Origin of the sequence: Aeromicrobium sp. A1-2 (assembly GCF_003443875.1) — a bacterium.
Taxonomy (GTDB): domain Bacteria; phylum Actinomycetota; class Actinomycetes; order Propionibacteriales; family Nocardioidaceae; genus Aeromicrobium.
Genome location: NZ_CP027482.1, coordinates 255,101 through 279,560, shown reverse-complemented (window position 1 = coordinate 279,560; position 24,460 = coordinate 255,101). Strand labels below are relative to the sequence as shown.

Sequence of the window (24,460 nt, the reverse complement as noted above, 5' to 3'; positions counted from 1 at the left end):
CCCGGACACGGGCCACCGGCAGTCTGGCCGGGGGCCGGACCTACAGCGCGCGGATGTTGTCGACGAACCAGCCGTCTGCGGTCTTGATCATCGAGACCGAGATCCGATTGGCGAAGACCGTCGGCTCCTTGCTGCCACCGACCAGACGGGCCTGGTCGACGAACACCAGGATGTTGGCCTTGGTGTCCGAGCACTCATCTCCACAGCTCATCGCGGCCGCATTGCGCGTGACTGCCTCGACGACGATCTCCCGCTGCGGCGCGAGCTCGGTGAGCGCTGGCGCGATCTTGTCGAACTCCTTGGCGAACTTCGGGGTCATGAGCGTCTTGGAAGCCGTCAGGTGCTCGTCGAGCTTGTCGTAACGGAAGGAGAAGATCGTCTCGGCCGCGGTGCCCGCAGCCGATGACGCCTGCTGCTGGGACGGCCCCAGATCGGCCCCACCACCACTGATCTGCCTGACGCCCTGGACCATCAGCAGGACGCCGGCGACCAGCGCGACGACCGCCAGGAGCACCATCGGGACCAACCGGCGAAGATTCCGAGTGCTCGCGGGATCTGCCTGGACCGATTGCGAGGCAAGGGGGGGTGTCGGCGCGGCCGGAGGGCGAGTGGCCCGCGCAACCTTCGCAGCGGCGGTGGACTTCGCGAGTGTCACGGCAGATGTCTCGGCAGCGACCGGGGCCGACGACACGGCATCCGTGTTCGACGCGGGAGCCTTCTTGGCCGCCGGAGCCTTCTTGGCCGCCGGAGCCTTGGGCACGACCGGGGACTTCTTGGCCGCCGGAGCCTTGGGCACGACCGGGGACTTCTTGGCCGCCGGAGCCTTCGCGGCCGGCCTCTTGACCGCCTTGTTCTTGGCGGTCGACTTCTTCGCCGGTGCGGCGGGCTTGCTCTCGCCGGCGATGCGTCGCCGGCGGACGGGGCCGTTGGAGTCGCTCATTTGGCGTCACCGCCGTCGGTTGCCGCGGGGCTCGGAGTGGCGGAGGGCACGGGCGTCGCCTGTGCGTCGACAGGCGCCACGCTCTGGAAGTTGGACACGAGCCACTCCCCCTTGGTCTTGGTGAACGAGATCTTCCAGCGGAAGTGCCTCAGGACCTCGGCCTCGTTGTCGGTGTTCGTGATCTTGGCATCCACCGCAACCAACGCCTCGGCGGAATCCTTGTCAATGCTCTCGACGGCGACGCCGAGCACCTTGGCCCCACCGCTGCTCTGCTTCTTCTCCTCCAGCGCCTTGAACACCGCATCAGTCACCTGGACGAACTGCTCGTCGTATGCCGGGGTCAGCAGACCTTTGAGCCTTTTCTGATAGTCCGGGAGGTCCGAGACGTCGTACGTGTTGTAGGCGACTGCGAAGTCATTGGCACGTGAGGTGATGGTGTTGCGGTCGCCGGAGTCGTCGCTCGCGCCCGAGGGCCCAAGGACCCACAGGGCACCGCCGACGGCCGCCAGGACCAGGCCGAGCGCCGTGACGACTACGAGGAGGGTGAAGACTCTGGGGCGACTGGATCGTTCGGTCACTGTTGGGCCGGGCCGAGCAGAAGCCACTTAAAGGAGTCCTTTCCGGTGGGCACGGGTGCGTCCGAGATGAATGCCCCGGTGCCAGCGGCGGCCGATCGTTGGAGCTTCGACTTGGACGCCTGCCGTGCGATGTTGTTGTTGGCGACCTTACAGTCCGTACCTGTGTCGAATGCACGGTCACTGATCGCGGCCTCGGGACGACGCTCCCGGTAGCCCGAGGAGTCACCGTCTTCGTTGGCATACGTGCACGTTGCGGTGGTGTCGGTCAGCACCAGGCCGAAGGTGGCGTTGTAGTCGCCGGTCTCTTCGCCGTTCTTGACGGCGGGATCGACGACCGAGAACGAACCCTCCAGCAGGTACGGGTACATGATGAAGATCGCCTGCAGACCCAGGACGTTCTCGGACAGCGGCTTGTTGGCCGTCACGAAGTCGCGCACCGCATTGCCGAGGTCAACCGAGTTCTCATCGACCACCTTGCGGAGGGTCCGGGCGCTGTCGCTGCCCTTGTCAAAGAGCCGACGCAGGTCAGGGTCGGCGTCGACCAGGCTGTCGGACAGCAGCGCGAGGTTCTTGGAGAAGGTCCCGAGCTGGCCCTGCTTGTCGATCTGCGTCTGCAGGACCGAGGACGAATCATTGATCAGGGACCGCGTCACCGAGATGTTGTCATCGGCGGCCTGGATGAACTCCGACGAGGTGTCCAGGATCGTGCCGAGATCGCGGCCCGTGCCCTCGAACGCCTGACCGAGCTCGTTGACCACGGTACGCAGGTTCTCTGTGTCGACCGACTTGACCAGGCTGTTGAAGTCGACCAGCAGCGTCGCGGTGTCGATCGGGATGCGGGTGTCGGTGATCGCGATGGCCGATCCCGGCTTCAGGTAGGGAGCGGCGTTGACACGGGGCTGCAGGTCGATGAACTGCTCGCCGATCGCGGACTTGTTGGCCACGATCGCCAAGACGTCCTCAGGGATCTTGGGGGCACTGTTCTCGATGTCGAGGGTCGCCTGCACTCCCGAGTCCTTGAAGGTCAGCTTGCCGACCTTGCCGACCGGGATACCGCGGTAGGTCACCTGGGCGCCGGCGAAGATGCCACCGGAGTCCTTGAACTGGGCTGTGACCTCGAAGCTGCGATCCACAACGAGTCGATCGATCTGCGCGTACCGGCCGCCGACGAACGCACCGCCGAGGACCGTCACGAGCGCGAAGATCACCAGTTGGATCTTGGTGAGTCTGGAGATCATGGTGCCACCACCGGTTCCACGAGAAGTCGTGCGAGATCATCGTCCGCCGAGCTTGCGACCGCGGTGCGGCACGTGCCCAGCAGCGAGCAGATGCCACCCGGCTTGGTCGTCGCACTGGTGGACGTGGGGCTCGGTGTGGCAGCGGTCTTGCTCGGCGTCACGCCCGGGAGCTCGGGAGCCCCACTGGCGGGCACGAGTCCGGCGACGAGGTCGACGAGCTCGTCGGCCGGCGACGCGGGTGCGTCCGCCGAGCCGCCCGGAACCTCGGCGCCTGCCTCCGGCAAGTAGCCGTCCAGGATGTTCTGGAGCTGCTCCGCGCCGATGTTGAGGCTCACTGACAGGTTGGCGAAGTCGCCGAAGCAGGCGCCCTCCTTGGCTCCGGGGTCACCGTCCTCACAGCGGCCCGACGCCTTGGCGTAGGTGTTGGCGAGGAAGCCGTCCGAGAACGGGTAGGTCAGGAGCGCCTTGGTGGCGAAGGCCAGATCGTCGCCGGCCTTGGTCAGGTTGGTCAAGGTCGGCACGAGTGCGCGCAGGTTGGCGACCGTGTCCGCCTTGGAGTCTCGGATGACTCCGGTGGCGACGTCGCTCAGCCGGGACAGCGACTCGAGCAGCTTGACCAGATCGTCCCGCTGGTCGTTGACGACGCGGAGGGCAGCCGGGAGATCGTCGAGTGCTCCGGTGATCGCGTCCTTCTGGTCGTTGGTCGCCACTGCGAGCCGGTTGACCTTCTCCAGCGAGGTGAGGAGCGCGTCCTTGTTGTCGTCGAGCTGGGAGATGAAGGAGGTCGTCGACTGGATGAGCTCCTTGATCTCCGGCTCCTTGCCGCCGAGCGCGTTGTTGAGCTCACGAACGATCGTGTTGGTCTTCTCGAGGCCGCCACCGTTGAACAGCAGGGAGGCCGCGCCGAGGACTTCCTCGATCTCGGGGTTACGGCCGGCACGCTCCAGGGGGATCATGTCGCCGTTGCCAAGCTTGCCGGCAGCGCCCGTGGACGGGGGCGCCAGCGAGACGAACTTCTCGCCCAGCAGGCTGGTCTGACGGATTGTCGCCTCGGCATTGTCGGGGAGCTTGATGTCGCCGTTGATCTTGACCGTGACGATCGCGGTCCAGCCACTGAGCTTGATGTCCGTGACCTTGCCGACCGCCAGGTCATTGACCCGTACGGCGCTCTGTGGCACCAGGTCGAGCACATCGCGGAACTGGACCTTGACGGTGTAGGGGTCGCTGCCGAGATCGGCGCCGCCGGGCAACGGCAGCTTGTACGGCGAGAAGCCGCAGCCGCTGAGCAGCACGGCCGCGCCGGTGGCGATCGCGGCGACACGCAGGAGCTTGGTGCTCATGTCAGTTCACCGCCAGCATGTCGGCGACCGACGTGTTGACCCGCTCGGGGACCGCCGTACCCGACGACGAGGCCGCGGTGCGCGGCAACGGCGCCTCCGGCAGACCGTCGAGCACCCCACCCAGCACACCGCTCAGGGAGGCGCAGAGTCCAGCGTCGTCGATCGTCTCGCCGAGCAGGTTGCACACCAGGCTCGCGGGATTGCTGAGCGCACCACTGAAGATCTCATTGATGTCAGCCCGGGTGTCCAGCGTGCCGGATGTCCCGTTGTAGGCCAGCGAGACGTTGGTCAGGGCGGTGGGGCCGCCGATCGTGATCTCCTCGAGGTCCTTTTCGTGCTTGGCAAGCAGCGCGGCGAGCGAGGCAATGTTGTCGATGTTGCTGCGCAGCTTGCCGCGGTTCTCCTTGACCAGTGAGTTGACGTCGACCAGCGCCAGGCTCAGCGCGCGGAGCGTCTCCTTGAGATCGTCACGCTCACCGGCGAGCACCGTCGAGACCTTCGCCGTGCTGTCGTTGAACGAGCGGACTGCGGAGTCATTGGTCTTGAGCAGGCTCACGAAGTCCCTCACCTCGCGGAGGCTGCCGAACAGCTCATCCTTGTTGTTGGACAGCGTCGTGCTGAGCTTGCTGAAGTTCTGGATCGTCTCGTTGAGCTGGGCGCCCTGGCCGTCGAGCTGCTTGGCCGTACCGTCGACGAGACTGCTGAGTGAACCGTCCTTGTTCGCACCCTTGGGGCCGAGCGCGATGGAGAGATCGTCGAGCGACTGGTAGACCGCGTCGAGCTCGATCGGCACCGCGGTGCGGTCGACCGGGATGAAGGCCTTGTCCTTGAGCACCGCGCCCGACCCGCTGTAGGCCGGGGCGAGCTGCACGAATCGATCTCCGACGATCGAAGGCGACACCACGACGGCCTTGACGTCATTGGGCAGCCGGTACTTGCCGTCATAGGAGACCGTGGCCCGCACGACGTCGCCGCGCGGCGTCAGGGTCTCGACCTTGCCGACCGGAACGCCGAGGACCTTGACGTCAGATCCCTCGTAGACCGAGTTGGTCTGCTCGAAGTCGATCGTCATGTAGCGCTTGCCGTCACCGTTGTTGAGCACGAGGGCGACCGCGGCGAGCAGTGCGAGCACCACGAACGCCGTCATGACCTTGGAGATGCCGGCGAACCTCTGAGCGAATCCTGAGGGACTCACGGCGTGCCCCCCCTCAGTGCGTCCTGCAGTTGCTGACTGATCACGGCAGTGGCGCCGGTCGTGCCGCCCAGGAAGGTGTCGAACCACGGGCCGGTGCCGAGGGCGTTGGAGAACACGTTGAGGAACGTCGGGAAGGTCCGCAGCGCCTCGTCGAGGCTCGCCTCGTTGCGGCGCAGCATCGTGGTGACGACGTCGAGCTGCTTGAGAGCAGGCAACAGGTCGGCACGCGTGTCCTTGACGAGTCCTCGCAGCTGTGTCGAGATCGACTGGGTTGAGACGAGGAGCCGGTGGATCGAGTCACGTCGAGCGCTGATCGCGTCGAACAGGACATCGGAGTCCTTGAACAGGGTGACGAGTTCGTCGTTGCGCGAGTTGAGAACCCCGGAGACCTTCTTGAGGCTGACCAGCAGGGTGTTGATCTCGTCATCACGCGCGGCGAGATTGCGCGAGAGGTTGGATACGCCGGTAATCGCGCCCCGGAACTCCTCAGGGGTGCTCGCCGCCACGTCCGCGAGGGTGTCGAGCGCCTCGCCCAGCTGGGGGATGTCGATCTGGTCGGTCGTCTTGCTGAGCTCGGAGAACGCCTGCACGACGTCGTACGGCGCGATCGTGCGCTCCAGCGGGATCGTGCTGCCCTTGGGCAGCTGACCCGGGCCAGCAGGTGTCAGCGCGAGGAACTCGGCGCCGAGGAGCGTACGGATCCGGATGTCGGCGCCGGTCTCGGTGCCGAACTTGTTGCCCTTGTCGATCTTGAAGGTGACCCGAACCTTGTCGCCCTTGAGCTCGATGCCCTTGACGTTGCCGATCGACACGCCTGCCACCCGGACCTCATTGCCGGCCTTGAGGGCGCCGATCTCGGCAAAGTCCGCGTGATAGGTGTCGCCGCTGCCGATGATCGGAAGTCGGTCGGCACGGAAGGCGGCCAGCATCATCAGCACGATCAACGAGATGCCGACGACGCCGATGATGACGGGGTTGCGTTCGCGGAAGGGCCTCATTTGGCATCCCCCGGGTAGGCAGGCTGGTCGCAGCGCTCGGGTCCGACATCGAGCCCGTCGGCGCCGGTCAGGTTGATCGGCGTCTCGGGCAGGAGCACGACATCGCCGACCTTGATCTCGGGGATCGTGATGCTGCCGCGAAGGTTGCACAGGAAGAAGTTGAACTCGCTGCCGGAGGAGGCCAGGTTGCCGATCTTCTGGATCTTGATCGGCAAGATCTTGATCGCCGTCTCGATCGTCGCGAGGTTCTTCTTCTTGCTGAGGTTCTTGGTCAGGTTGTTGAGCTGCTTGATGTCCTCGCTGAGCGCCGGCCGGCCCTGCACGAGCAGGTCGGAGGTCTCATCGGTCAGGTCCGAGATCGAGTCGACCGAGTCGAGAATCGCATTGCGATCGTCCTTGAGGCCGGTCACGAACTGCTGCAGCGTGTCGATCGTGTCGGTCAGCTCGCGATCACGGCTCCCGACGGTGTCGAGCACCTCACTGAGGTTGGTGATGACGTCTCCGATCAGCTGGTCGCGGCCCGCCAGGGTGTTGGTCAACGATGACGTGCTGGCCAACAGGTTCTGCACGTTGCCCGTCTCGCCCTGCAGCGTCTGCACGATCTCGTAGGCGAACTTGTTGGTGTCGGCCGGCGACAGCGCCTGGAAGACCGGCTTGAAGCCGTTGAGCAGGACATTGAGGTCGAGGGCTTCCTGCGTGCGGCTCGCGGGGATCGTCGAACCGGGCTTGAGAGTCGATTTGGCACCGTCGGCGCCCTGGGTCAACGCGATGTAGCGCTGGCCGACCAGGTTGCGGAACTTGATCGTGGCGTTGGTGTTGGCTGTCAGCGGGACGTCCGAGTCGACGCCGAACGTCACCAGAGCCGTGTCGCGCTTGATGAGCTCGACCTTCTTGACCGACCCGACCGCCACGCCGGCGATGCGGATGTCATCGCCCTTCGCCATGCCGGTGACGTCGCTGAAGACCGCCTTGTACTCCTTGCGGTCACCGAACGAGCCATTGCCGAGCGTCAGCGCGAGAACCAACGTTGAGAGGCCTGTGAAGGCGAAGAAGAACCCCAGCTTGACCAGGGCGCTCATGGACTCGCGATCGATCTGCTTCATTTGAGGTTCACCGCCGATCCACGGAGGATCGAGCTGATCAGCAGCGACCCGACGTCGGGAACGTCCGAGGGCGTCATTCCGAGCGTGGAGCCGAGCAGCACATTGAGCTCACCGCGCTCCTGCGCCGAGTCGATTCCGTCGACGCTCGGCTGCACGAGACCCTCGAGCGAGACGCTGGAGGCGGCCGAGCGGTTGGCGTAGTCAGACTCCTTGCCGAACTTGGCGTGCGACCGCTTGATGCCGATGAGCTTGAAGACGTCGGCGGAAACCGTGAAGGGGTTGTCCTGCGAGGAGAACTTGTCCTTTGCGGCCTCGCTCTTGTTCATCGCGTTGAGGTCCAGACAGGTCGGCTTGGCGGCGTTGTCGGCACGGATGTCCTTGCCGCTCGTGGCCGCAGCGCCCTGTGATGCCGCGTCGAAGTCAGCCTTGGACACATCAAGCTTCTCGTTCTCGTCGTAGGCATCGGGCTGGGAGATGATCTCGACATTGATGTGCAGCATGCCTTCGCGATAGGCGCTGTCCAGGCGCGGGATGATCTGACTCATCGCACCCAGGAAGCACGGGAAGGTCGAGGAGTACTCGCCGACGGTCTCGAGCACGGGGCGTCCGTCCTTGGCCAGAGTCTTGAGGTTCTCGCCGTTGTCCTTGGTGAACTCGGTCAAGGTGTTGGACAACCGGGTCCCCTCGTCGAAGAAGGCCGTGAGCTGCGACTTCTTGGCCACGATCGTGTTGCCGGTCACGACGGTGTTGCGCAGCAGGCGACCCAGATCTGGCATCGCATTGGCGTAGCCGTCGGCGACCGTGCCGAGCTTCGTCAGGTCGGTGATGAGCTGGGGGATGTCGGGGTTGGTCTTGCGCAGGTAGCTGTTGGCCTGGACCAGCGTCTCGCCCAGCTGGGTGCCTCGACCCTCGAGCGCCGTCGAGACCGCGCTCAGCGTGTAGGAGAGGCTGGCCGGGTCGACCGCGTTGAGCAACGGGTAGAGGTCGTTGAGCAACGTCTCGACCTCGATCGGGACATTGGCCTTGGTGATCGTGTCGCCGGCGCGCAGCATCGCGCCACCCGTGATGTCCTGCTCGGGCGGGAGGAGCGCGACGTACTTCTCTCCGAACAGGGTCTTGGGAATCAGCTGGGCCGTGACGCCCTGAGGGACGTCACCGATCAACTTGGGGTTCATGGCCAGCAGCAGCTTGACGCCGTCACCGTCCGGCGAGACCTTGCGGACCTCGCCGACGATGACGCCGCGGAGCTTGACGTCGGCGTTCTGCGGCAGGTTGACGCCGGTCGTGTCGGTCGTGAGGAACACCGGGTCGTAGTCGACGAAGGCCTTCGTGAAGAAGGCGTACGTGACCCAGACGACCAGCAGGACCAGCGCGATGAATCCGGCGCCGAGCACCTTGAGGGACATCGAGCGTTCGAGAACAGGAGTACGAGCCATGATCAACCTGCCAATCTGACGGTCACGTTCGTGCCCCAGATCGCCATCGAGGCGAGCAGGTCGACCACGTTGATGGCGACGATGGAGGTGCGGATGGCCAGGCCCACGGCCACGCCCACGCCGGCGGGTCCACCGCTGGCGTAGTAGCCGTAGTAGCAGTGGATCAAGATCACGACGATCGCGAAGATCAGCACCTTGGCGAATGACCACAGCACGTCACCCGGTGGCAGGAACGTCGTGAAGTAGTGATCGTAGGTGCCGGTGCTCTGCCCGTTGATCTTGGTGATCGTCAATCTGGTCGCGAAGTAGGACGACAGCAGTCCGACGATGTAGAGCGGGACGACCGCGATGAGTCCGGCGATAACGCGCGTGGTCACGAGGAATGGCAGCGAAGGAATCGCCATGACCTCGAGCGCGTCGACCTCCTCGCTGATCCGCATCGCGCCGAGCTGGGCGGTGAAGCCGCAGCCGACGGTCGCGGCCAGTGCGATGCCCGCGACGATCGGCGCAATCTCACGCGTGTTGAAGTAGGCAGAGATGAAACCGGTCAGCGCGGCGGTGCCGAGCTGGTCGAGGGCCGCATAACCCTGGATGCCGACCTCGGTGCCGGTGAAGAAGCACATCGCGGCAATGACGCCGACCGTGCCGCCGATGACCGCCAGCGAGCCCGAGCCAAGGGCGACCTCGGCCAAGAGCCGCACGATCTCCTTGCCGTAGTTGGCGATCGTGCGGGGGATCGAAGCCACGACACGGATGTAGAAGAGCATCTGACGACCGAGGTCGTCGAGTGCGCCACCGGCCTTGCCGGGCAGGTCGGTGAGAGTGGACAGAGCTGTCTTGCCGGCCATGGGTCACATCCCCTTCGGCGGTACGAGTTGGATGTAGATGGCCGAGATGAAGAAGTTGACGATGAACAGCAGGGTGAACGTGATGACGACGGCCTCGTTGACCGCGTCGCCGACACCCTTCGGACCGCCCTTGGCGTTCATGCCCTTGTAGGACGCGACGATCGCAGCGATGAAGCCGAATATCACGGCTTTGACCATGCCTTGATACATGTCAGGTAATTGAGCCAGTGCGGTGAAGGACGCTAAATAGGCACCTGGCGTGCCGTCCTGCAGCACGACATTGAACACGTAGCCGCCCGCGACACCGACGACCGTCACCAGTCCGTTGAGGAACACCGCGACGAGCATCACCGCGAGCACGCGCGGCACGACGAGGCGCTGGATGGGATCGATGCCGAGCACCATCATCGCGTCGAGTTCTTCACGAATGCGGCGGGCGCCGAAATCCGCCGCGATCGCGGAGCCGGCGGCACCCGCGATCAGGAGAGCAGTGGCGATCGGTCCGGCCTCGCGAACCACGGCGAGCACGGCAGCCGATCCGGTGAATGACTGCGCGCCGAACTGCTTGATGAGGCCACCGACCTGCAGCGCGATGACCGCGCCGAACGGGATCGCGACGAAGGCCGTGGGGACGATCGTGACCTTGACGATGAACCAGGACTGGAGCAGGAACTCCTTGAGCTGGAACGGTCGCCGGAACAACGCCACCAGGACGTCGAGCGCGAACGCGAAGAGATTGCCGGCTACCCTCGCGGGGCCGACGACGACGGCTGCGCTCACGCGATACCGCCGGCGGCCAACGGCATGCTCTCTCCGAAGGAACCGGCGGGTGCGGTGACGCCATTGTCGCGGCACCATGCGCCAGCTTCACGCTGGGCACGACGAGGACGACCGTCGGAGGGCTCGAGCTGCATCGGGACGGGCGGAAGCGGCGGCATCTCGATGCCCTGCTCGCTTGCCAGCTCATCGGCGTCCTTCTCCTCGGACATGCCGATCGGGCCGACGGTCTGGGCGTTGAGGAACTGCGCCACGACCGGCTCATCCGAGGTCAGCAGCATCTCGCGCGGGCCGAACATCGCCAGGTGCCGGTGATACAGCAGACCGATGTTGTCCGGGACCGTGCGAGCGGTGTTGACGTCGTGCGTCACGATCAGGAACGTCGCGTCGATCTGCGCGTTCAGATCGATGAACAACTGGTTGATGTACGAGGTGCGGACCGGGTCGAGGCCAGAGTCCGGCTCATCGATCAGCAGGATCTCCGGATCCAGCACCAGCGCGCGGGCCAGGCCAGCACGCTTGCGCATACCACCGGAGATCTCGCCGGGCAGCTTGTTCTCGGCGCCCACCAGACCGGTCAGCTCCATCTTGTCCATCACGATGGTGCGGATCTCGGACTCTTTTTTGTTGGTGTGCTCGCGCAACGGGAACGCCACGTTGTCGAACAGGTCCATCGAGCCGAACATCGCGCCGTCCTGGAACAGCACCCCGAACAGCTTGCGGATCTCGTAGAGCTCTTTTTCCTTGCAGTTCGCGATGTCCGTGCCCTCGATCCACACATGCCCCTCATTGGGCTTGAGCAGACCGATCAGGGTCTTCAGGAACACCGACTTGCCCGTGCCCGAAGGGCCCAGCATCACGGAGATCTCCCCGGCTGGCAACGTCAGCGAGACGTCCTTCCAGATCAACGAACTACCGAACTTCTTGGTCAGGCCTTCGACGACGACTTCAACGCCCACGGACGCCCCCTCCTTGCTCTCCGTGACCTGCCGGCGACTTCCGACAGGGCTCCCTCATCCTAGGTCTGTGTGACCGTAGACACAGGTACTAACGAGAATCGTCAACGCAGGTTACGGGACGCTCGAGGTACTTGTGACTCACAGGTAACAACCTAAGGATCCGCTGAAACATACCTCAGGTAACTCTGAGTGACAAACGTGATGCGCGCCACCTGGAAATGCCACAGGCGCCTCTCCCCGTAGGGAGAGGCGCCTGTGGACGGATTCAGCGAGTTGTCACTTGACGGTGACGCTGGCGCCGGCTGCCTCGAGGGCATCCTTCGCCTTCTCGGCAGCTTCCTTGTTGGCCTTCTCGAGGACGGGCTTCGGGGCGCCTTCGACGAGGTCCTTGGCCTCCTTGAGTCCGAGACCGGTGATGGTACGAACTTCCTTGATGACCTGGATCTTCTTCTCGCCGGCACCCTCAAGGATGACGTCGAACTCGTCCTGCTCTGCAGCCTCTTCAGCGGCAGCGGCAGCCGGAGCGGCAGCCGCAGCAGCCGGAGCAGCCGCGGTGACGTCGAACGTGTCCTCGAACTCCTTCACGAACTCAGAGAGCTCGATGAGGGTCATTTCCTTGAATGCATCCAGCAGATCGCCAGTGCTGAGCTTCGCCATGGTGGCGTCCTTCCGTTATGAGACCCCGAGGGGGTCCCGATGTGAATCGGGCTTTCAGCCCTCGGTCGTCTCGGCGTCGGCAGACGCGTCGACAGGTGCGGCGTCGGCGGGTGCCTCGGCCGGGGTTTCTGCAGCCGATTCGGCCGCGGGGGCCTCCTCGACCGGGGCGACAGGCTCGGGGCCTGCTGCCAGAACCGACGGGTCGCTCTCGGCCTTCGCCTGCAGTGCACCGAATACTCGGGCGGCCTGCGACAGCGGGGCGTTGAACAGCGACGCGGCGTTCGTCAGGCTGGCCTTCATGCCACCTGCGAGCTTGGCGAGGAGAACCTCGCGCGACTCGAGGTCGGCCAGCTTGTTGATCTCTTCAGCAGTGAGGATCTTCCCGTCAAGGAAGCCTCCCTTGATGATGAGTGGCGAGTTCGCCTTCGCGAAGTCACGCAGACCCTTGGCCGCGTCCACCGCATCGCCCTTGATGAAGGCAATGGCAGTCGGACCGGTGAGGAGATCGGCATCGAGCTCCACCCCCGCGTCCTTGGCAGCGATCTTGGTCAGCGTGTTCTTGGCGACGGCATAGCGCACGTTCGCACCGAGAGTTCGCCGCAGTTCCTGCAGCTGCTTCACGGTGAGACCGCGGTACTCGGTGAGAACAGCACCGTTGGACTCGCGGAAATGATCTGCGAGCGCGGCAACGGCGGCTGTCTTGTCCGGGTTTGCCATGGGTCTCCTTCCAGCACATGGGTCGTACGAAGACTGCGACCCCATGTGCGTACACGGGCCCGACACGAAAAAACGTCCCGGCGCGAGGCGCGGGACGTCTGATGGAACAACATCTGCAACCTGCGCGGGCCGCCCTTCCGGGCGCTTGGTGCGACTCTACGAATCACTGACCAGCGGTCTTCGGTAGTTCAAGACTAGGGCACCGTCCGGTGGCGGCCAAATCGCCACCGGACGGCGGGCGTCAGCCGGCGAGCTCTCCGCTCATCAGCTTGCCCAGATCCTGGTCGGAGATCTCGGCTGCCGAGGGCGCCTTGATCTCGACCGTCTCGCCCCATTTGGAGTAGTCCACCGTGATGGCGGAGCCGGAAACTTCGGTGGACATGCGTCGCGGCAGGTTGTCCGGACCCAGGAACATCGTGTAGGTCAGCGTCTTCGGCATCGAGTCGGCGGCTCCGCCCGGCAGCTCGGCGACCGAGGCAATCTTGGCGGTGTCGAGCACGAGCTCGTAGGGCTGCGCGTCAACTCCGTCGATCTTCTTGGGGCTGCCCTTCTTCTCGAACGACGTCATGGCCTCGTTGAAGGCCTCGAGCTGCTTGGACGGATCCATCTGGTCGAGCAGCTGCCCGTACTGCTGGCCCGCCGCATTCGAGTCGTCGGTCAGGTCGATCTTGGCGAACTTGTTCTGCGTCATCGGACCGAAGTTGAGGTAGAAGACCTGGTCCACGAGCCGCAACTCCATGTTGCCGACGGCGGACCCCATGTCCATCGTCATGCTCATCGCGGTGTCAGCGGCGCTCGCGCCGATCTCGACATCACCCTCGGCCTTGATGCTCTGTCCGCCGAAGCCCACGTCCATCGAGACGTGACTCGTCCTGGCCTTGCTCTGTGCCGCAGTCACGACCGACATGAAGCTCGCCTGCGTCAGGTCTTTCGACGTGTTGGCCGAGCTGGCCTTGGGATCGGCCGACGTACCCGCGGCCTTGTCGTCCTTGTCGCCGCACGCCGACAGCGAGAGCGCCGCCAGCAGGACCGCGGCCACCAGCGAAGTTGTCTTCCGAGTCATCATCATGGGACGAGCATAGGAGGCGGGCCCGTCCGCGCAAAAACTCGCGCCCGAGTGCCTGCGGGTCAGGCGACGGTGCTTTCCGGATCACCAGCAGGATTGAGTGGGACCCACACCTCGACGCAGCCGCCGCGACCATGCGGCGCGGCGGTCAGTGTTCCCCCGACCTGCTCGGCACGCTCACGCATCGACGCAAGTCCCACGCCCGGGGTCCATGGGCCGATCGAGTGGCCGTCGTCGCTGACCACGAGATGGAGAACGTCGTCGCGAGCGGCCCGGCTCGGCTCACCTGGTTCGTGACTTCGTCGCTTGAACACAGAACTGGCCCCACACCGACCTCGAGGTCGGCGTGGGGCCAGTGCAGGTGAGGCTGTTGCTCAGGCCTCGTCGACCGAGTAGGCCTTGGTGCGGTTGGGATCGACCGGCACGCCAGGACCGTTGGTCGTGGAGACCGTGATCTTCTTGACGTAGCGACCCTTCGAGCTCGACGGCTTGAGACGCAGGACCTCGTCGAGCGCAGCGCCGTAGTTCTCGGCGAGCTGCTCGGCGCTGAACGACGCCTTGCCAATCACGAAGTGCAGGTTGGCGTGGCGATCGACGCGGAACTCGATCTTGCCGCCCTGGATGTCCGAAACGGCCTTGGCCACATCGGTCGTGACAGTGCCCGTCTTCGGGTTGGGCATCAGATTGCGCGGACCGAGGACGCGGCCGAGGCGACCGACCTTGCCCATCATGTCCGGCGTCGCGACGACGGCGTCGAAGTCGAGCCAGCCCTCATTGACCTTGTCTACCAGCTCGTCGGCTCCGACGAAGTCGGCTCCGGCCTCACGCGCGGCGTCGGCGTTGGCGCCGGTGGCGAAGACCAGGACCCGTGAGGTCTTGCCCGTGCCGTGGGGGAGGTTGACGGTGCCGCGCACCATCTGGTCGGCCTTGCGGGGATCGACGCCCAGACGCATGGAGACATCCACGGTCGAGTCGTACTTCTTGCTCCCCGACTCCTTGGCCAGCTTCGTGGCCTGGAGGGGTGTGTAGAGGTTGTCCTTGTCGATCTTGTCGGCGACCTCGCGGTACGCCTTGCTGTGCTGTGCCATCTCTGGTCTTCTTTCTTCGAGGTGAACCAGTCGTGGTCGATACGGGCCCAGCCGGCCCTGCCACTAGTGGTGCAGATTGATGTACTGGGTGCCTGATCGCCGGACGCTGCGCGTCCGATTCTCAGACTCCGGACCTTCAGTCGGTCGTGACGCCCATCGAGCGCGCAGTGCCCTCGACGATCTTCATGGCCGCGTCGATGTCCGTCGCGTTGAGGTCGGGCAGCTTGGTCGTCGCGATCTCACGGATCTGGTCCTTGGAGATCTTGCCGACCTTGTCCTTGTGCGGGACGGGCGAGCCCTTCTTCAGACCAGCGGCCTTCTTGATCAGCTCAGCCGCCGGAGGCGTCTTGGTGATGAAGCTGAAGGTGCGGTCTTCGTAGATCGTGATCTCGACCGGTACGACGTTTCCACGCATGGCTTCTGTGGCCGTGTTGTAGGCCTTGCAGAATTCCATGATGTTGACGCCGTGGGGGCCGAGCGCGGTGCCGACTGGCGGCGCCGGGTTGGCCATACCGGCCTGCAGCTGCACCTTGACGATGGCTGCGACTTTCTTCTTGGGAGGCATTTCTCGGGTCCTTGACTACTGAATTGTTGTGCGGGGTGTGTGCGTGAACCGGTTGGCTCAGACCTTCTGGATCTGGGTGAAGCTGAGCTCGACCGGGGTTTCGCGGCCGAAGATCTCCACGAGGGCCTTGACCCTCTGTGCATCGATGTTGATCTCGGTGATGGTCGCGTGCAGCGTGGCAAACGGTCCATCGACAACCATGACGGAGTCGCCGGCGATGAAGTCGGAGAACTCGACCTTGGAGGCCTTTGCCTGCTGCTGATCGGGGGTTTCGGCCGCGGACGCGACCTCCGCCTCCACTGCCGGGGCGAGCATGCTCTCCACCTCGGCAAGACTGAGGGGTACGGGCTGGTGGGAGTTGCCCACGAAGCCGGTGACTGACGGCGTGTGGCGAACGACGCCCCACGACTCGTCGGTGAGGTCCATGCGGACCAGGACGTAGCCCGGAAGCACCGTGCGCTTGACCAGCTTGCGCTGACCATTCTTGATCTCGGCGACCTCTTCGGTCGGTACGACGACCTCGAAGATGTAGTCCTCGGCGTTGAGCGAGGTCACCCGGTTCTCCAGGTTGGACTTCACGCGCTTCTCCATGCCGGAGTAGGTGTGCACGACGTACCAGTCGCCGAACTGGCTGTAGAGCCGGTCCTTGAACTCCTGGAGTGCGTCCGCGACCGGCTCGTCCTCGGCAGGCTCGTCCGCCTCGGCTTCGGTCTCGGTCTCGTCGGTCGGGACTTCTTCCACCGAGGCGTCGTCCGCGCTCGCGTCGTCGTCGACGTCCGCCGCGGCGTCCTCGGCAACATCAGCCTCGGGTGCAGCGGCCGCGTCGATCCCGGCGTCGTCCGCCGGAGCGGTCGCCGACTCGAGCTCGGAGACCTCGTCGGTCACTGAGCTGGTCGCAGGGTCGATACCTTGAGTCACAGTCGTCCTTTGGTTGCTACGCGAAAATCCAGAAAGCGGCCTTGCCGAACCCGTAGTCGAGTCCGGCCACGATGGCCATCATGACGAGCACGAACACGAGAACGACCCAGAAGTAGTTGACCACCTGGGGGCGGGTCGGCCAGACCACCTTGCGGAGCTCGGCGATCACCTGTCGGTAGAACGTGATCGGCGACGTGCGTTTACCGGACGTGCCGGCCAGCTCGTGACGGTCGCTCACGGTACTCCTTCGTTCGTCGTTGTCGTGTTTCGCAGGGCACGAGGGACTTGAACCCCCAACCTTCGGTTTTGGAGACCGATGCTCTACCAGTTGAGCTAGTGCCCTCAGACAATTCCGCTCCACGCCCGACCCAATTCAGGGCATGACGATCTAGAGTGAAATTTCACCGGTGGTTCAAGTGTACGGGTTGGGCCCTGCCTCCGTCGAACCGAGCCGGGTATCGCGAAAACCTGAGGCCCCCTCACGTTTAGGATGGATTCATGGCACCTTCACCCAGCATCTCGTACTCGATCACGATCCGGCTCGAGGTGCCGTCCGGCGGATCTGCGGTCAGCGAGCTCACCACGACGGTCGAGCGCACGGGCGGGATCGTCACGGCGCTCGATGTCACGGCCTCCGGCGGTGACGCACTCACGTTCGACCTGACCTGCGCCGCCACCGACACCGACCACGCGGCCCTGATCGTCAAGGCTCTCGAGGCGATCAGCGACGTCGACGTCCACAAGGTGTCCGACCGAACCTTCCTGATGCACCTGGGCGGGGTGATCGAGACCGCCACCAAGCACCCGCTGCGCAACCGGGACGACCTGTCGATGATCTACACCCCCGGCGTCGCCCGTATCTGCCTGGCGATCGCAGCGGACAAGGAGGACGCCCGCCGGCTCACGGTCAAGCGAAACAGTGTCGCGGTCGTCAGTGACGGCTCTGCCGTGCTGGGCCTGGGCAACATCGGGCCGTACGCGGCGCTCCCGGTCATGGAGGGCAAGGCCGCCCTGTTCAAGGGATTCGCCGACATCGATGCCTGGCCCATCGTGCTGGACACCCAGGACGTCGACCAGATCGTCGAGACCGTCGCCGCGATCTCCCCCGGGTTCGCGGGGATCAACCTCGAGGACATCTCGGCCCCTCGGTGCTTCGAGATCGAGGCCCGGCTGCGCGAGCGACTCGACATCCCGGTCTTCCACGACGACCAGCACGGGACGGCGGTCGTGGTGCTCGCCGCCCTCCGCAATGCGCTCAAGGTCGTCGGCAAGGACATCGGCGACGCGCGCATCATGCTGTCGGGCGCAGGAGCCGCCGGCACAGCGGTTCTGAAGGTCCTGCTCCACGCCGGCGCGGGCGATGTCGTCGTCTGTGACATCAACGGCGTCGTAGAGACGGGTCGCGAGGACCTCGACGACTCGCTGCGATGGATCGCCGAGCACACCAACCCGCAGGGAGTGGCAGGCACGCTCAAGGCGTCCCTCCCCCAGGCCGACGTGTTCATCGGGGTCAGCGCACCCAACATCCTGACCGCCGAGGACATCGAGTCGATGGCGGACGACTCGATCGTCTTCGCGCTGGCCAATCCCGATCCCGAGGTCGATCCGAGCATCGCCCGCCGCCATGCCAAGGTCGTCGCGACCGGCCGGTCGGACCACCCCAACCAGATCAACAACGTGCTCGCGTTCCCCGGCATCTTCCGCGGCCTGCTCGACGCGCAGAGCCACGGTATCGGGATGGACATCCTGCTGGCCGCCGCCGAGGCGATCGCCGGATCGGTGACCACCGACGAGCTCAATGCGAACTACATCGTCCCGAGCGTCTTCCACCCCGAGGTGCACAAGCGGGTCGCCGCGGCGGTGCGAAAGGCAGCCGAGGCCGCAGACGCCTGACGGTAGGTGGAATGATGGCGCCGTGGCGACCGGTCCGAGACAGATGAGATCGCTGACTACGCTCCCCAAGGCCCACCTCCACCTGCACTTCACCGGCTCGATGCGGCACGGGACCCTGCTCGAACTCGCCGAGCGTGACGGCATCCGGCTTCCGTCATCACTCGTCGAGGACTGGCCGCCGCACCTCAGCACGGCTGACGAGAAGGGCTGGTTCCGGTTCCAACGCCTGTACGACGTGGCGCGCTCGGTGCTGCGGACCGAGGACGATGTGCGCCGGCTGGTGCTCGAGGCGGCCCAGGATGACGCCGCGGACGGATCCACGTGGACCGAGATCCAGGTCGACCCCTCCGGCTACGCCGCCCGGTTCGGTGGCATCACGGCATTCACGGACCTGGTCCTCGACGCCGCACGCGATGCCTCGCAGCGCGCCGGGATCGGCATGGGAGTCGTCGTCGCGGCCAATCGCACGCGCCACCCGATGGATGCGCGCACGCTGGCCCGCCTCGCCGCTCAGTACGCCGGCCGAGGCGTCATCGGCTTCGGGCTGTCGAACGACGAGCGCCGCGGCGACACGTCGACCTTTGGTCCCGCGTTCGCCATCGCGGATCGAGCCGGCCTTGCGCTCGTGCCGCACGGCGGGGAGCTGCGCGGCCCCGCCCACATCACTCAGTGCCTGGATCACCTGCACCCGCAGCGCCTCGGCCACGGCGTGCGCGCCGCGGAGAGCGCCACGGTGCTGGATCGGATCGCTGCCAGCGGAGTCGCGCTCGAGGTGTGCCCCACGTCCAACGTGTCCCTTGGCGTCTTCAGCACGCTCGAAGAGGTCCCGGTCCGACAGCTCACCGAGGCTGGCATCGACGTCGCGCTGGGGTCCGACGACCCGCTGCTGTTCGGGTCGCGCCTCGCCGGGCAGTACGCGGTGCTTCGCGCGGCCCAGGACTTCAGCGACGTCGAGCTGGCCGAGCTGGCACGGATGTCGATCCGACGGTCGTACGCCCCGTCGGACATCGTGGGCGCGACCCTCACCCGCATCGACGACTGGCTGGCGGCGGAGCCCGCCGATCTGGGCGATGCCCGATGACGTCGCCGTACGCGTATCCCTCGGTGTATCCCGCACCGCCGCCGCTCCCGCGGCCGCATCCCAAGGCCACGACGGCTCTGGTGCTCGGCATTCTGGGTGTCGCTGGCTTCTTCGTGCTTGTCGTCCCTGTCGCCGTGTGCCCGCTCGCCTGGTACTACGGGGCCGTCGCCCGGCGCGAGGCTGAGCGCGAGCCGACGCGGTGGGACAGCGGCGGAGCGGCCAAGGCTGGTCTGGTGCTGGGCATCATCGGCACGGTCCTGCTGGGCGTCCTGCTCCTGCTGCTGCTCGTGGTCGCGTCGCTGGCGCTGCTCGTGTCGCGATACGACGCGGGCTACGGCACCTGAGCGGTCGGCTGTGCGAGGCTGGCCGCATGAGCGACCAGAACGACGACTTCCCCGGGCCCACCCCGCCCCCGGGCTACCAGCCGCCGCCCAACTGGGGCAGCGCGTACCCAGCGCCTCAGCCGAGCCAGGTCCCGCCGCCGTACTACGGGGTCCCGCCGAAGCACCCGCAGTCCACGACGGCCCTGATTCTCGGAATTCTCGGTCTCGTGGTGTGCGGTGTGATCGCGCCCTTTGCCTGGGTCACCGGCAGCCGCGCGGTCCGGGAGATCGACGCCAGTCAGGGCGGCTACGGCGGCCGCTCGGAGGCCAACGCCGGCAAGATCCTCGGAATCATCGGCACGTCGATCCTCGGCCTGACGTTGGTCATCGTCGTGCCCCTGTTCGCGTCACTCTTCTTCATCTGATCGGGCCGGGCAACCTCACCCGCGACAACGATGTGAAAGGCTCGCGCGCATGAGCGACCAGTACGGCACCCAGCCCGGAGCGACCCCACCCGGCCACCAGCCGCCGCCCAACTGGGGGAACGCCTATCCCTCGCAGCAGCCGCCGCCGGGCTATCCGGTGTACACGCCGCCGCCGCCGAACCATCCGCAGGCGACGACCGCCATGGTCCTGGGGGTCGTGGGCCTGACCGGGTTTGCGGTCTGCGTGACGTTCTTCGTCGCACCGATCGCGTGGATCCTGGGGCGCAAGGCGGTCAAGGAGATCGACGCCAGCGCAGGAAAGTACGGCGGCCGCTCGGAGGCCAAGGCCGGCATGATCATGGGCATCATCGGAACGGGCCTGCTCGTCCTCGCGCTGGCATTCATCGCCCTGATGATCGTCATCGCCGTCAACGGTGGTTTCGAGGACGGCACGTACGAGTACAACTACAGCAGCCTGGTCGGCATCCTGCCGTAGTCGCTAGAGCTCGCAGCCGACGAGCACCGGCTCGTTGGCGAGCGTGACGCCGTACGCGTCTCGCACCCCGCTGCGGATCTGCCTGGCCAACGCCAGCAGATCGGCCGTCGTCGCTCCACCGCGATTGGTGATCGCCAGCGCGTGCTTGGTGGACAGCGACACCGTGTCAGCGCCGAAACCCTTGCCGAATCCGGCATGGTCGATCAACCAGGCCGCGCTGGTCTTGACGGTGCCGTCCGGTTGGGGGAATCGTGGCGCCTCGGCCGGCAGTGCGTCGGCCTGCTCGACGCGCAACAGCGGATTGGTGAAGAACGAGCCGGCACTCCAGGTGTCGTGGTCGTCCGCATCGAGCACCATGCCCTTGCCCCGCCTCAGGGCGAGGACGGCTTCGCGCACCTCGGCGGACGGCGCCCGCTGACCGATCTCCACGCCGAGGCTGCGGGCCAGCTCGGCGTACGCGATCGGTGCGCCGAGGCTGCCCAGGCGGAACTGGTAGGCCACCGACAGGACGAGCCAGCGCTGGGGCTCGGCCTTGAACCGGCTGTGCCGGTAGCCGAAGCCGCAGTCGGCGGCATGGATCGTGCGGACCTTGCGCTCGAAGCGGTCGTAGGCCCGCACCATCGCGATCGTCTGAGCGACCTCCTGGCCGTACGCGCCGACGTTCTGGATCGGGGTCGCGCCGGCGGAGCCGGGAATGCCTGACAGTGCCTCGACACCGACCCACCCCTGTTCGACCGCCCGGGCGACGACCCCATCCCACGGCTCCCCGGCCGCGACCGTGACCATGGCACCGCTGCACGCATCGGAGTCGACCTCGATGCCCCGGTTCAGCACCCGGACGACAGTGCCGGGGAACCCCTCGTCGGCGACCACGAGGTTGCTGCCACCCGCGACGACCAGCACGGGGTCACCGACCTCGTCAGCGACTCGCACAGCGTCGAGCAGCTGCTGCTCCGAGGTCGCGTCGATGACGGTGCGGGCCGGGCCGCCCAGCCGGAGAGTCGTCAGCTCGGCAAGGTCCATGGTCGCGACGCTAGCAGCGTGGTTCGAGCGGGAACGACGAAGGCTCCCTCCTGCCGAAGCAGGGGGAGCCGTCGAGCAGAAGCAGGGGTCAGCGAGTCTCGCGGTGCACCTGGTGGGCCTTGCAGCGCGGGCAGAACTTCTTCAGGTCGAGACGATCGGGGTCGTTGCGACGGTTCTTCTTCGTGATGTAGTTGCGTTCCTTGCACTCGGTGCAGGCCAAGGTGATCTTGGGACGAACGTCTGAGCTCTTGCTGGCCACGAGGGTGCCTCTTCTGGATCGGTGATGCTGAAGGTCTTGCGTGTGCAGTTGTGCGGTAGCGGGAGCGAGACTCGAACTCGCGACACCACGATTATGAGCCGTGTGCTCTAACCACCTGAGCTACCCCGCCACGGGTCCCGAGTCTCCTCGTTTCCCAGAGCCCCCTTACGGAATCGAACCGAAGACCTCTTCCTTACCATGGAAGCGCTCTACCGACTGAGCTAAGGGGGCAAGCCGACAACCAAAGATACAAGGTCATTGGCCCCGATGCGAAATCGGGGTGGTTGACCCTCAGGTTGCAGCGGCAGCGAGCCTCGACGGCCACGCGGGGCCTTGATAGATGAAGCCGGTGTAGCCCTGCACGATGTCGGCCCCCGCGGCCAGCCGAGCGCGCACGTCCGCGGGTGTCGTCACTCCCCCGACGGCGATGATCGCCAGCCGGTCGCCGACCCGGGCGCGCAGGCGTACGAGCACCTCGGTCGCCCGCTCGGCGAGCACCGGACCCGACAGCCCCCCGGCACCCGCGGCGTCGATGACAGCGCGGTCGGCGAGCAACGAGTCAGGTCGAGCGATCGTCGTGTTGGTCGCGCTGATGCCGTCAAGACCCAGCTCGAGGGCCAGGTCCGCCACCGCGTCGACGTCGGCGTCGGCGAGATCCGGAGCGATCTTGACCAGCAGCGGCACCCGCCCGCCCGGTGCCGCCTCGGCGACCTCCTTGACCGCGGCGAGCAGTGGCCTGAGCTCGGCGACGGCCTGCAGGTCACGCAGCCCCGGGGTGTTCGGCGAGGAGACGTTGACGACGAGATAGCTCGCGTACGGCACCAGCAGCCGAGCGCTCTCGACGTAGTCGGCGACTGCGTGCTCGGCCTCGACGATCTTGGTCTTGCCGATGTTCACACCGATCACGGCGTCCCGTCCGGCATCTGTCCCGCGCAGTCGGTGCAGCCGCGAGGCGACCTCGGCGGCTCCGTCGTTGTTGAAGCCCATCCGGTTGATGACTGCACGGTCCGCGACGAGACGGAACAGCCGTGGTCGCGGGTTGCCCGGTTGGGCTCGTGCCGTCACGGTGCCGATTTCCACGTGCCCGAAGCCCAGTGCGAGCAGGCCGGGGACGGCCTTGGCGTTCTTGTCGAAACCGGCGGCCAGACCGAACGCGTTGGGGAACTCGATGCCCATGACGGTCCGGGGGGCGTACGTCTGCGGGAAGGCCAGCCGGGTCACGAACCGGCCGACGCGAATCGCGGCGAAGCCACGCTCGTGCGCCTTCTCGGGATCCATCGAGCTGAACACGGCGGCGAAGAAGGCGCGATATACCACCTGGTCAGGGTATCGGTGCCGCTCGTGGGGCCGGGGCGGGCGGGAGTCCGAGCGCGGCCCGCACCTGTGCACCCAGCTCCTCCGGGGCCTCGATCGCCGGCCAGTGACCGACACCGGGCAGCATCACGAGGGACGTGCTCGGTCGCAACGACACGAGCCGTCGGGTCATCGCCGGCACTGCGATCGGGTCCTCCTCACCCCAGATCAACGTGAGCGGACCGGCGAAGTCGACGAGCCCCGCTGTCCAGGCGGGCTGGTGCACGCGTCGCTCCTGGATGTAGCGGATCAGTCTGGGCAGCAGTCGATCGCCGCGCCCGTGCCGGATCATCGCGACGAGGTCCTCGATCGCTCCGGACGGAGGCGGTGCGGTCGCGGTGAAGCTCTCCATCAGACTTCGCCTCAGCACCGGTCCCGGCATCGGGAACGGGAGTGCCCGACCCGGCAGCCGCAGGGTCAGCCGCTGGCCGCGGGTCAGCCTGGCCAGGTCGATGAAGATCGAGCCGTTGGTCAGGACAATCTGGTCGATCGCGAACCCCAGCCGGCCCGCATTGGCTCGCGCGGCGAGCTCGGCGGTGACGGTGTCGCCCATGTCGTGGGCCACGATGATGCACCGCTCGACCCCGAGCGCAGCCAGGAGCGCCTCGACCACATCGGCCTGCTCGAACAGCGAGTATGACGCCGCGGCCGACTTGTCCGAGAAGCCGTAGCCCGGCAGGTCCATCGCGATCAACCGGCCGCGAAGGTGCGGGACGAGGCCCGCCCAGTCGTGCGACGAACCGGGGAAGCCGTGGATCAGCACGATCGGAATCTCACTGACGCCGGATTCGTGGACGAAGACCGACCGACCGATCACGTCCACCCGACGACCACCGTCCCGCCAGTCGCACACGGACGGTGACAGTCGCTGTTCCGGCATGCCCGATGATCGCACGACGGGCCGGACGGCGTGATCGGACTGCGCGGCGAGCCCGGCCCCGGCCCGCTCCCGTGTGAGACCGTGGGCGCATGGGCAGTGTGCTGGTCGTCGGGGGCATCAATCGGGACCTGACGGTCGACGTCGCCCGCCGGCCAGGCGCAGGTGAGACGGTCTGCGGAGGCGGCAAGGACGCCCACCATCCTGCGGCCGCGGAGTCCGTGCTCGCGGCCGGTGCGCGTGCTCCACTGTGAGTCCCCTGACCTCGATCGCGCCTAGGCTTCCCACTCGACAGGAGCATTGCTGA

General features: G+C 66.1%; 27 protein-coding genes, 3 tRNA genes and 1 pseudogene. 6 read left to right on the top strand and 25 right to left on the bottom strand.

Annotated features, from left to right (window positions below; translation table 11 throughout):
* Nucleotides 1-40: 40 nt before the first annotated feature.
* The 19 genes from C6I20_RS01355 to C6I20_RS01260 form a co-directional block, all read right to left on the bottom strand.
* Nucleotides 41-940 (bottom strand): hypothetical protein, encoded by a 900-nt coding sequence (locus tag C6I20_RS01355; RefSeq protein ID WP_118394314.1) that lies wholly within the window; start codon nucleotides 938-940, stop codon nucleotides 41-43.
* Entirely contained in the window at nucleotides 937-1,518 is a 582-nt protein-coding gene (locus tag C6I20_RS01350; RefSeq protein WP_118394313.1) for a hypothetical protein, read from the bottom strand. The genes C6I20_RS01355 and C6I20_RS01350 overlap by 4 nt, the downstream gene beginning before the upstream one ends.
* Nucleotides 1,515-2,756 (bottom strand): MCE family protein, encoded by a 1,242-nt coding sequence (locus C6I20_RS01345; protein ID WP_118394312.1) that lies wholly within the window; start codon nucleotides 2,754-2,756, stop codon nucleotides 1,515-1,517. Before C6I20_RS01345 ends, C6I20_RS01350 begins: the two co-directional genes overlap by 4 nt.
* Complete coding sequence (locus tag C6I20_RS01340) at nucleotides 2,753-4,096, bottom strand: MCE family protein (protein WP_118394311.1); 1,344 nt, start codon at nucleotides 4,094-4,096, stop codon at nucleotides 2,753-2,755. Before C6I20_RS01340 ends, C6I20_RS01345 begins: the two co-directional genes overlap by 4 nt.
* Nucleotide 4,097: 1 nt before the next feature.
* Complete coding sequence (locus C6I20_RS01335; protein WP_118394310.1) at nucleotides 4,098-5,291, bottom strand: MCE family protein; 1,194 nt, start codon at nucleotides 5,289-5,291, stop codon at nucleotides 4,098-4,100.
* Complete coding sequence (locus tag C6I20_RS01330; RefSeq protein WP_118394309.1) at nucleotides 5,288-6,289, bottom strand: MCE family protein; 1,002 nt, start codon at nucleotides 6,287-6,289, stop codon at nucleotides 5,288-5,290. The genes C6I20_RS01335 and C6I20_RS01330 overlap by 4 nt, the downstream gene beginning before the upstream one ends.
* Complete coding sequence (locus C6I20_RS01325; RefSeq protein ID WP_118394308.1) at nucleotides 6,286-7,392, bottom strand: MCE family protein; 1,107 nt, start codon at nucleotides 7,390-7,392, stop codon at nucleotides 6,286-6,288. Before C6I20_RS01325 ends, C6I20_RS01330 begins: the two co-directional genes overlap by 4 nt.
* On the bottom strand, nucleotides 7,389-8,828 hold the full coding sequence (locus C6I20_RS01320; RefSeq protein WP_118394307.1) for an MCE family protein: 1,440 nt from the start codon (nucleotides 8,826-8,828) through the stop codon (nucleotides 7,389-7,391). Before C6I20_RS01320 ends, C6I20_RS01325 begins: the two co-directional genes overlap by 4 nt.
* 2 nt (nucleotides 8,829-8,830) lie before the next feature.
* Complete coding sequence (locus tag C6I20_RS01315; RefSeq protein ID WP_118394306.1) at nucleotides 8,831-9,676, bottom strand: ABC transporter permease; 846 nt, start codon at nucleotides 9,674-9,676, stop codon at nucleotides 8,831-8,833.
* A 3-nt stretch (nucleotides 9,677-9,679) separates the two neighbouring features.
* On the bottom strand, nucleotides 9,680-10,456 hold the full coding sequence (locus C6I20_RS01310; RefSeq protein ID WP_254052203.1) for an ABC transporter permease: 777 nt from the start codon (nucleotides 10,454-10,456) through the stop codon (nucleotides 9,680-9,682).
* Nucleotides 10,453-11,412, bottom strand: coding sequence for an ABC transporter ATP-binding protein (locus tag C6I20_RS01305; protein ID WP_118394304.1), 960 nt, complete (start codon nucleotides 11,410-11,412; stop codon nucleotides 10,453-10,455). Before C6I20_RS01305 ends, C6I20_RS01310 begins: the two co-directional genes overlap by 4 nt.
* A gap of 276 nt (nucleotides 11,413-11,688) precedes the next feature.
* On the bottom strand, nucleotides 11,689-12,069 hold the full coding sequence (rplL, locus tag C6I20_RS01300; RefSeq protein WP_118394303.1) for a 50S ribosomal protein L7/L12: 381 nt from the start codon (nucleotides 12,067-12,069) through the stop codon (nucleotides 11,689-11,691).
* Nucleotides 12,070-12,123: 54 nt separating this feature from the next.
* Entirely contained in the window at nucleotides 12,124-12,786 is a 663-nt protein-coding gene (rplJ, locus tag C6I20_RS01295) for a 50S ribosomal protein L10 (RefSeq protein WP_118394302.1), read from the bottom strand.
* Nucleotides 12,787-13,027: 241 nt separating this feature from the next.
* A complete protein-coding gene (locus C6I20_RS01290; protein ID WP_162891055.1) occupies nucleotides 13,028-13,855 on the bottom strand; it encodes a hypothetical protein in 828 nt (275 codons plus the stop codon).
* A gap of 371 nt (nucleotides 13,856-14,226) precedes the next feature.
* Nucleotides 14,227-14,940: a 50S ribosomal protein L1 gene (rplA, locus tag C6I20_RS01280; protein ID WP_118394299.1), complete on the bottom strand. Its 714-nt coding sequence runs from the start codon at nucleotides 14,938-14,940 to the stop codon at nucleotides 14,227-14,229.
* Between the two features lie 136 nt (nucleotides 14,941-15,076).
* Complete coding sequence (gene rplK / locus C6I20_RS01275; RefSeq protein WP_118394298.1) at nucleotides 15,077-15,505, bottom strand: 50S ribosomal protein L11; 429 nt, start codon at nucleotides 15,503-15,505, stop codon at nucleotides 15,077-15,079.
* A gap of 57 nt (nucleotides 15,506-15,562) precedes the next feature.
* A complete protein-coding gene (gene nusG, locus C6I20_RS01270; protein ID WP_254052202.1) occupies nucleotides 15,563-16,423 on the bottom strand; it encodes a transcription termination/antitermination protein NusG in 861 nt (286 codons plus the stop codon).
* Nucleotides 16,424-16,439: 16 nt separating this feature from the next.
* Entirely contained in the window at nucleotides 16,440-16,661 is a 222-nt protein-coding gene (gene secE / locus C6I20_RS01265; RefSeq protein ID WP_118394296.1) for a preprotein translocase subunit SecE, read from the bottom strand.
* A 32-nt stretch (nucleotides 16,662-16,693) separates the two neighbouring features.
* A tRNA-Trp gene (locus tag C6I20_RS01260) sits at nucleotides 16,694-16,766 on the bottom strand.
* Nucleotides 16,767-16,921: 155 nt separating this feature from the next.
* On the opposite strand from C6I20_RS01260, the gene C6I20_RS01255 reads away from it, so the two are divergent.
* Genes C6I20_RS01255 through C6I20_RS01235 form a run of 5 tightly spaced genes read left to right on the top strand, consistent with a single transcriptional unit; the run spans nucleotide 16,922 to nucleotide 20,641 of the window.
* Entirely contained in the window at nucleotides 16,922-18,316 is a 1,395-nt protein-coding gene (locus C6I20_RS01255) for an NAD-dependent malic enzyme (protein WP_118394295.1), read from the top strand.
* A 43-nt stretch (nucleotides 18,317-18,359) separates the two neighbouring features.
* The gene (locus C6I20_RS01250; protein ID WP_118394294.1) at nucleotides 18,360-19,397 is read left to right on the top strand and encodes an adenosine deaminase; all 1,038 of its coding nucleotides are present in this window, start codon (nucleotides 18,360-18,362) and stop codon (nucleotides 19,395-19,397) included.
* Nucleotides 19,394-19,741: a DUF4190 domain-containing protein gene (locus C6I20_RS01245; RefSeq protein ID WP_118394293.1), complete on the top strand. Its 348-nt coding sequence runs from the start codon at nucleotides 19,394-19,396 to the stop codon at nucleotides 19,739-19,741. The genes C6I20_RS01250 and C6I20_RS01245 overlap by 4 nt, the downstream gene beginning before the upstream one ends.
* A 26-nt stretch (nucleotides 19,742-19,767) precedes the next feature.
* The gene (locus C6I20_RS01240; protein ID WP_216822959.1) at nucleotides 19,768-20,145 is read left to right on the top strand and encodes a DUF4190 domain-containing protein; all 378 of its coding nucleotides are present in this window, start codon (nucleotides 19,768-19,770) and stop codon (nucleotides 20,143-20,145) included.
* Nucleotides 20,146-20,194: 49 nt separating this feature from the next.
* Nucleotides 20,195-20,641 carry a DUF4190 domain-containing protein gene (locus tag C6I20_RS01235; RefSeq protein ID WP_118394292.1) on the top strand — a complete coding sequence of 149 codons (447 nt, stop codon included), beginning with the start codon at nucleotides 20,195-20,197 and terminating at the stop codon, nucleotides 20,639-20,641.
* Between the two features lie 3 nt (nucleotides 20,642-20,644).
* Here the strand turns inward: C6I20_RS01235 and C6I20_RS01230 are convergent.
* The 6 genes and pseudogenes from C6I20_RS01230 to C6I20_RS01205 form a co-directional block, all read right to left on the bottom strand.
* Nucleotides 20,645-21,682 (bottom strand): annotated as a pseudogene (locus tag C6I20_RS01230) (UDP-N-acetylmuramate dehydrogenase); the annotation flags it as partial.
* 70 nt (nucleotides 21,683-21,752) lie between these two features.
* Nucleotides 21,753-21,923: a 50S ribosomal protein L33 gene (gene rpmG / locus C6I20_RS01225; RefSeq protein ID WP_056399328.1), complete on the bottom strand. Its 171-nt coding sequence runs from the start codon at nucleotides 21,921-21,923 to the stop codon at nucleotides 21,753-21,755.
* Nucleotides 21,924-21,979: 56 nt separating this feature from the next.
* A tRNA-Met gene (locus C6I20_RS01220) sits at nucleotides 21,980-22,053 on the bottom strand.
* A 28-nt stretch (nucleotides 22,054-22,081) separates the two neighbouring features.
* Nucleotides 22,082-22,154, bottom strand: a tRNA-Thr gene (locus C6I20_RS01215).
* A gap of 60 nt (nucleotides 22,155-22,214) precedes the next feature.
* Nucleotides 22,215-23,240 carry a quinone-dependent dihydroorotate dehydrogenase gene (locus tag C6I20_RS01210; protein WP_118394290.1) on the bottom strand — a complete coding sequence of 342 codons (1,026 nt, stop codon included), beginning with the start codon at nucleotides 23,238-23,240 and terminating at the stop codon, nucleotides 22,215-22,217.
* Nucleotides 23,241-23,244: 4 nt separating this feature from the next.
* A complete protein-coding gene (locus tag C6I20_RS01205) occupies nucleotides 23,245-24,156 on the bottom strand; it encodes an alpha/beta fold hydrolase (protein ID WP_118394289.1) in 912 nt (303 codons plus the stop codon).
* Between the two features lie 89 nt (nucleotides 24,157-24,245).
* Between C6I20_RS01205 and C6I20_RS16980 the strand changes: the two genes are divergently transcribed.
* On the top strand, nucleotides 24,246-24,407 hold the full coding sequence (locus tag C6I20_RS16980) for a hypothetical protein (RefSeq protein WP_162891031.1): 162 nt from the start codon (nucleotides 24,246-24,248) through the stop codon (nucleotides 24,405-24,407).
* Nucleotides 24,408-24,460 lie beyond the last annotated feature (53 nt).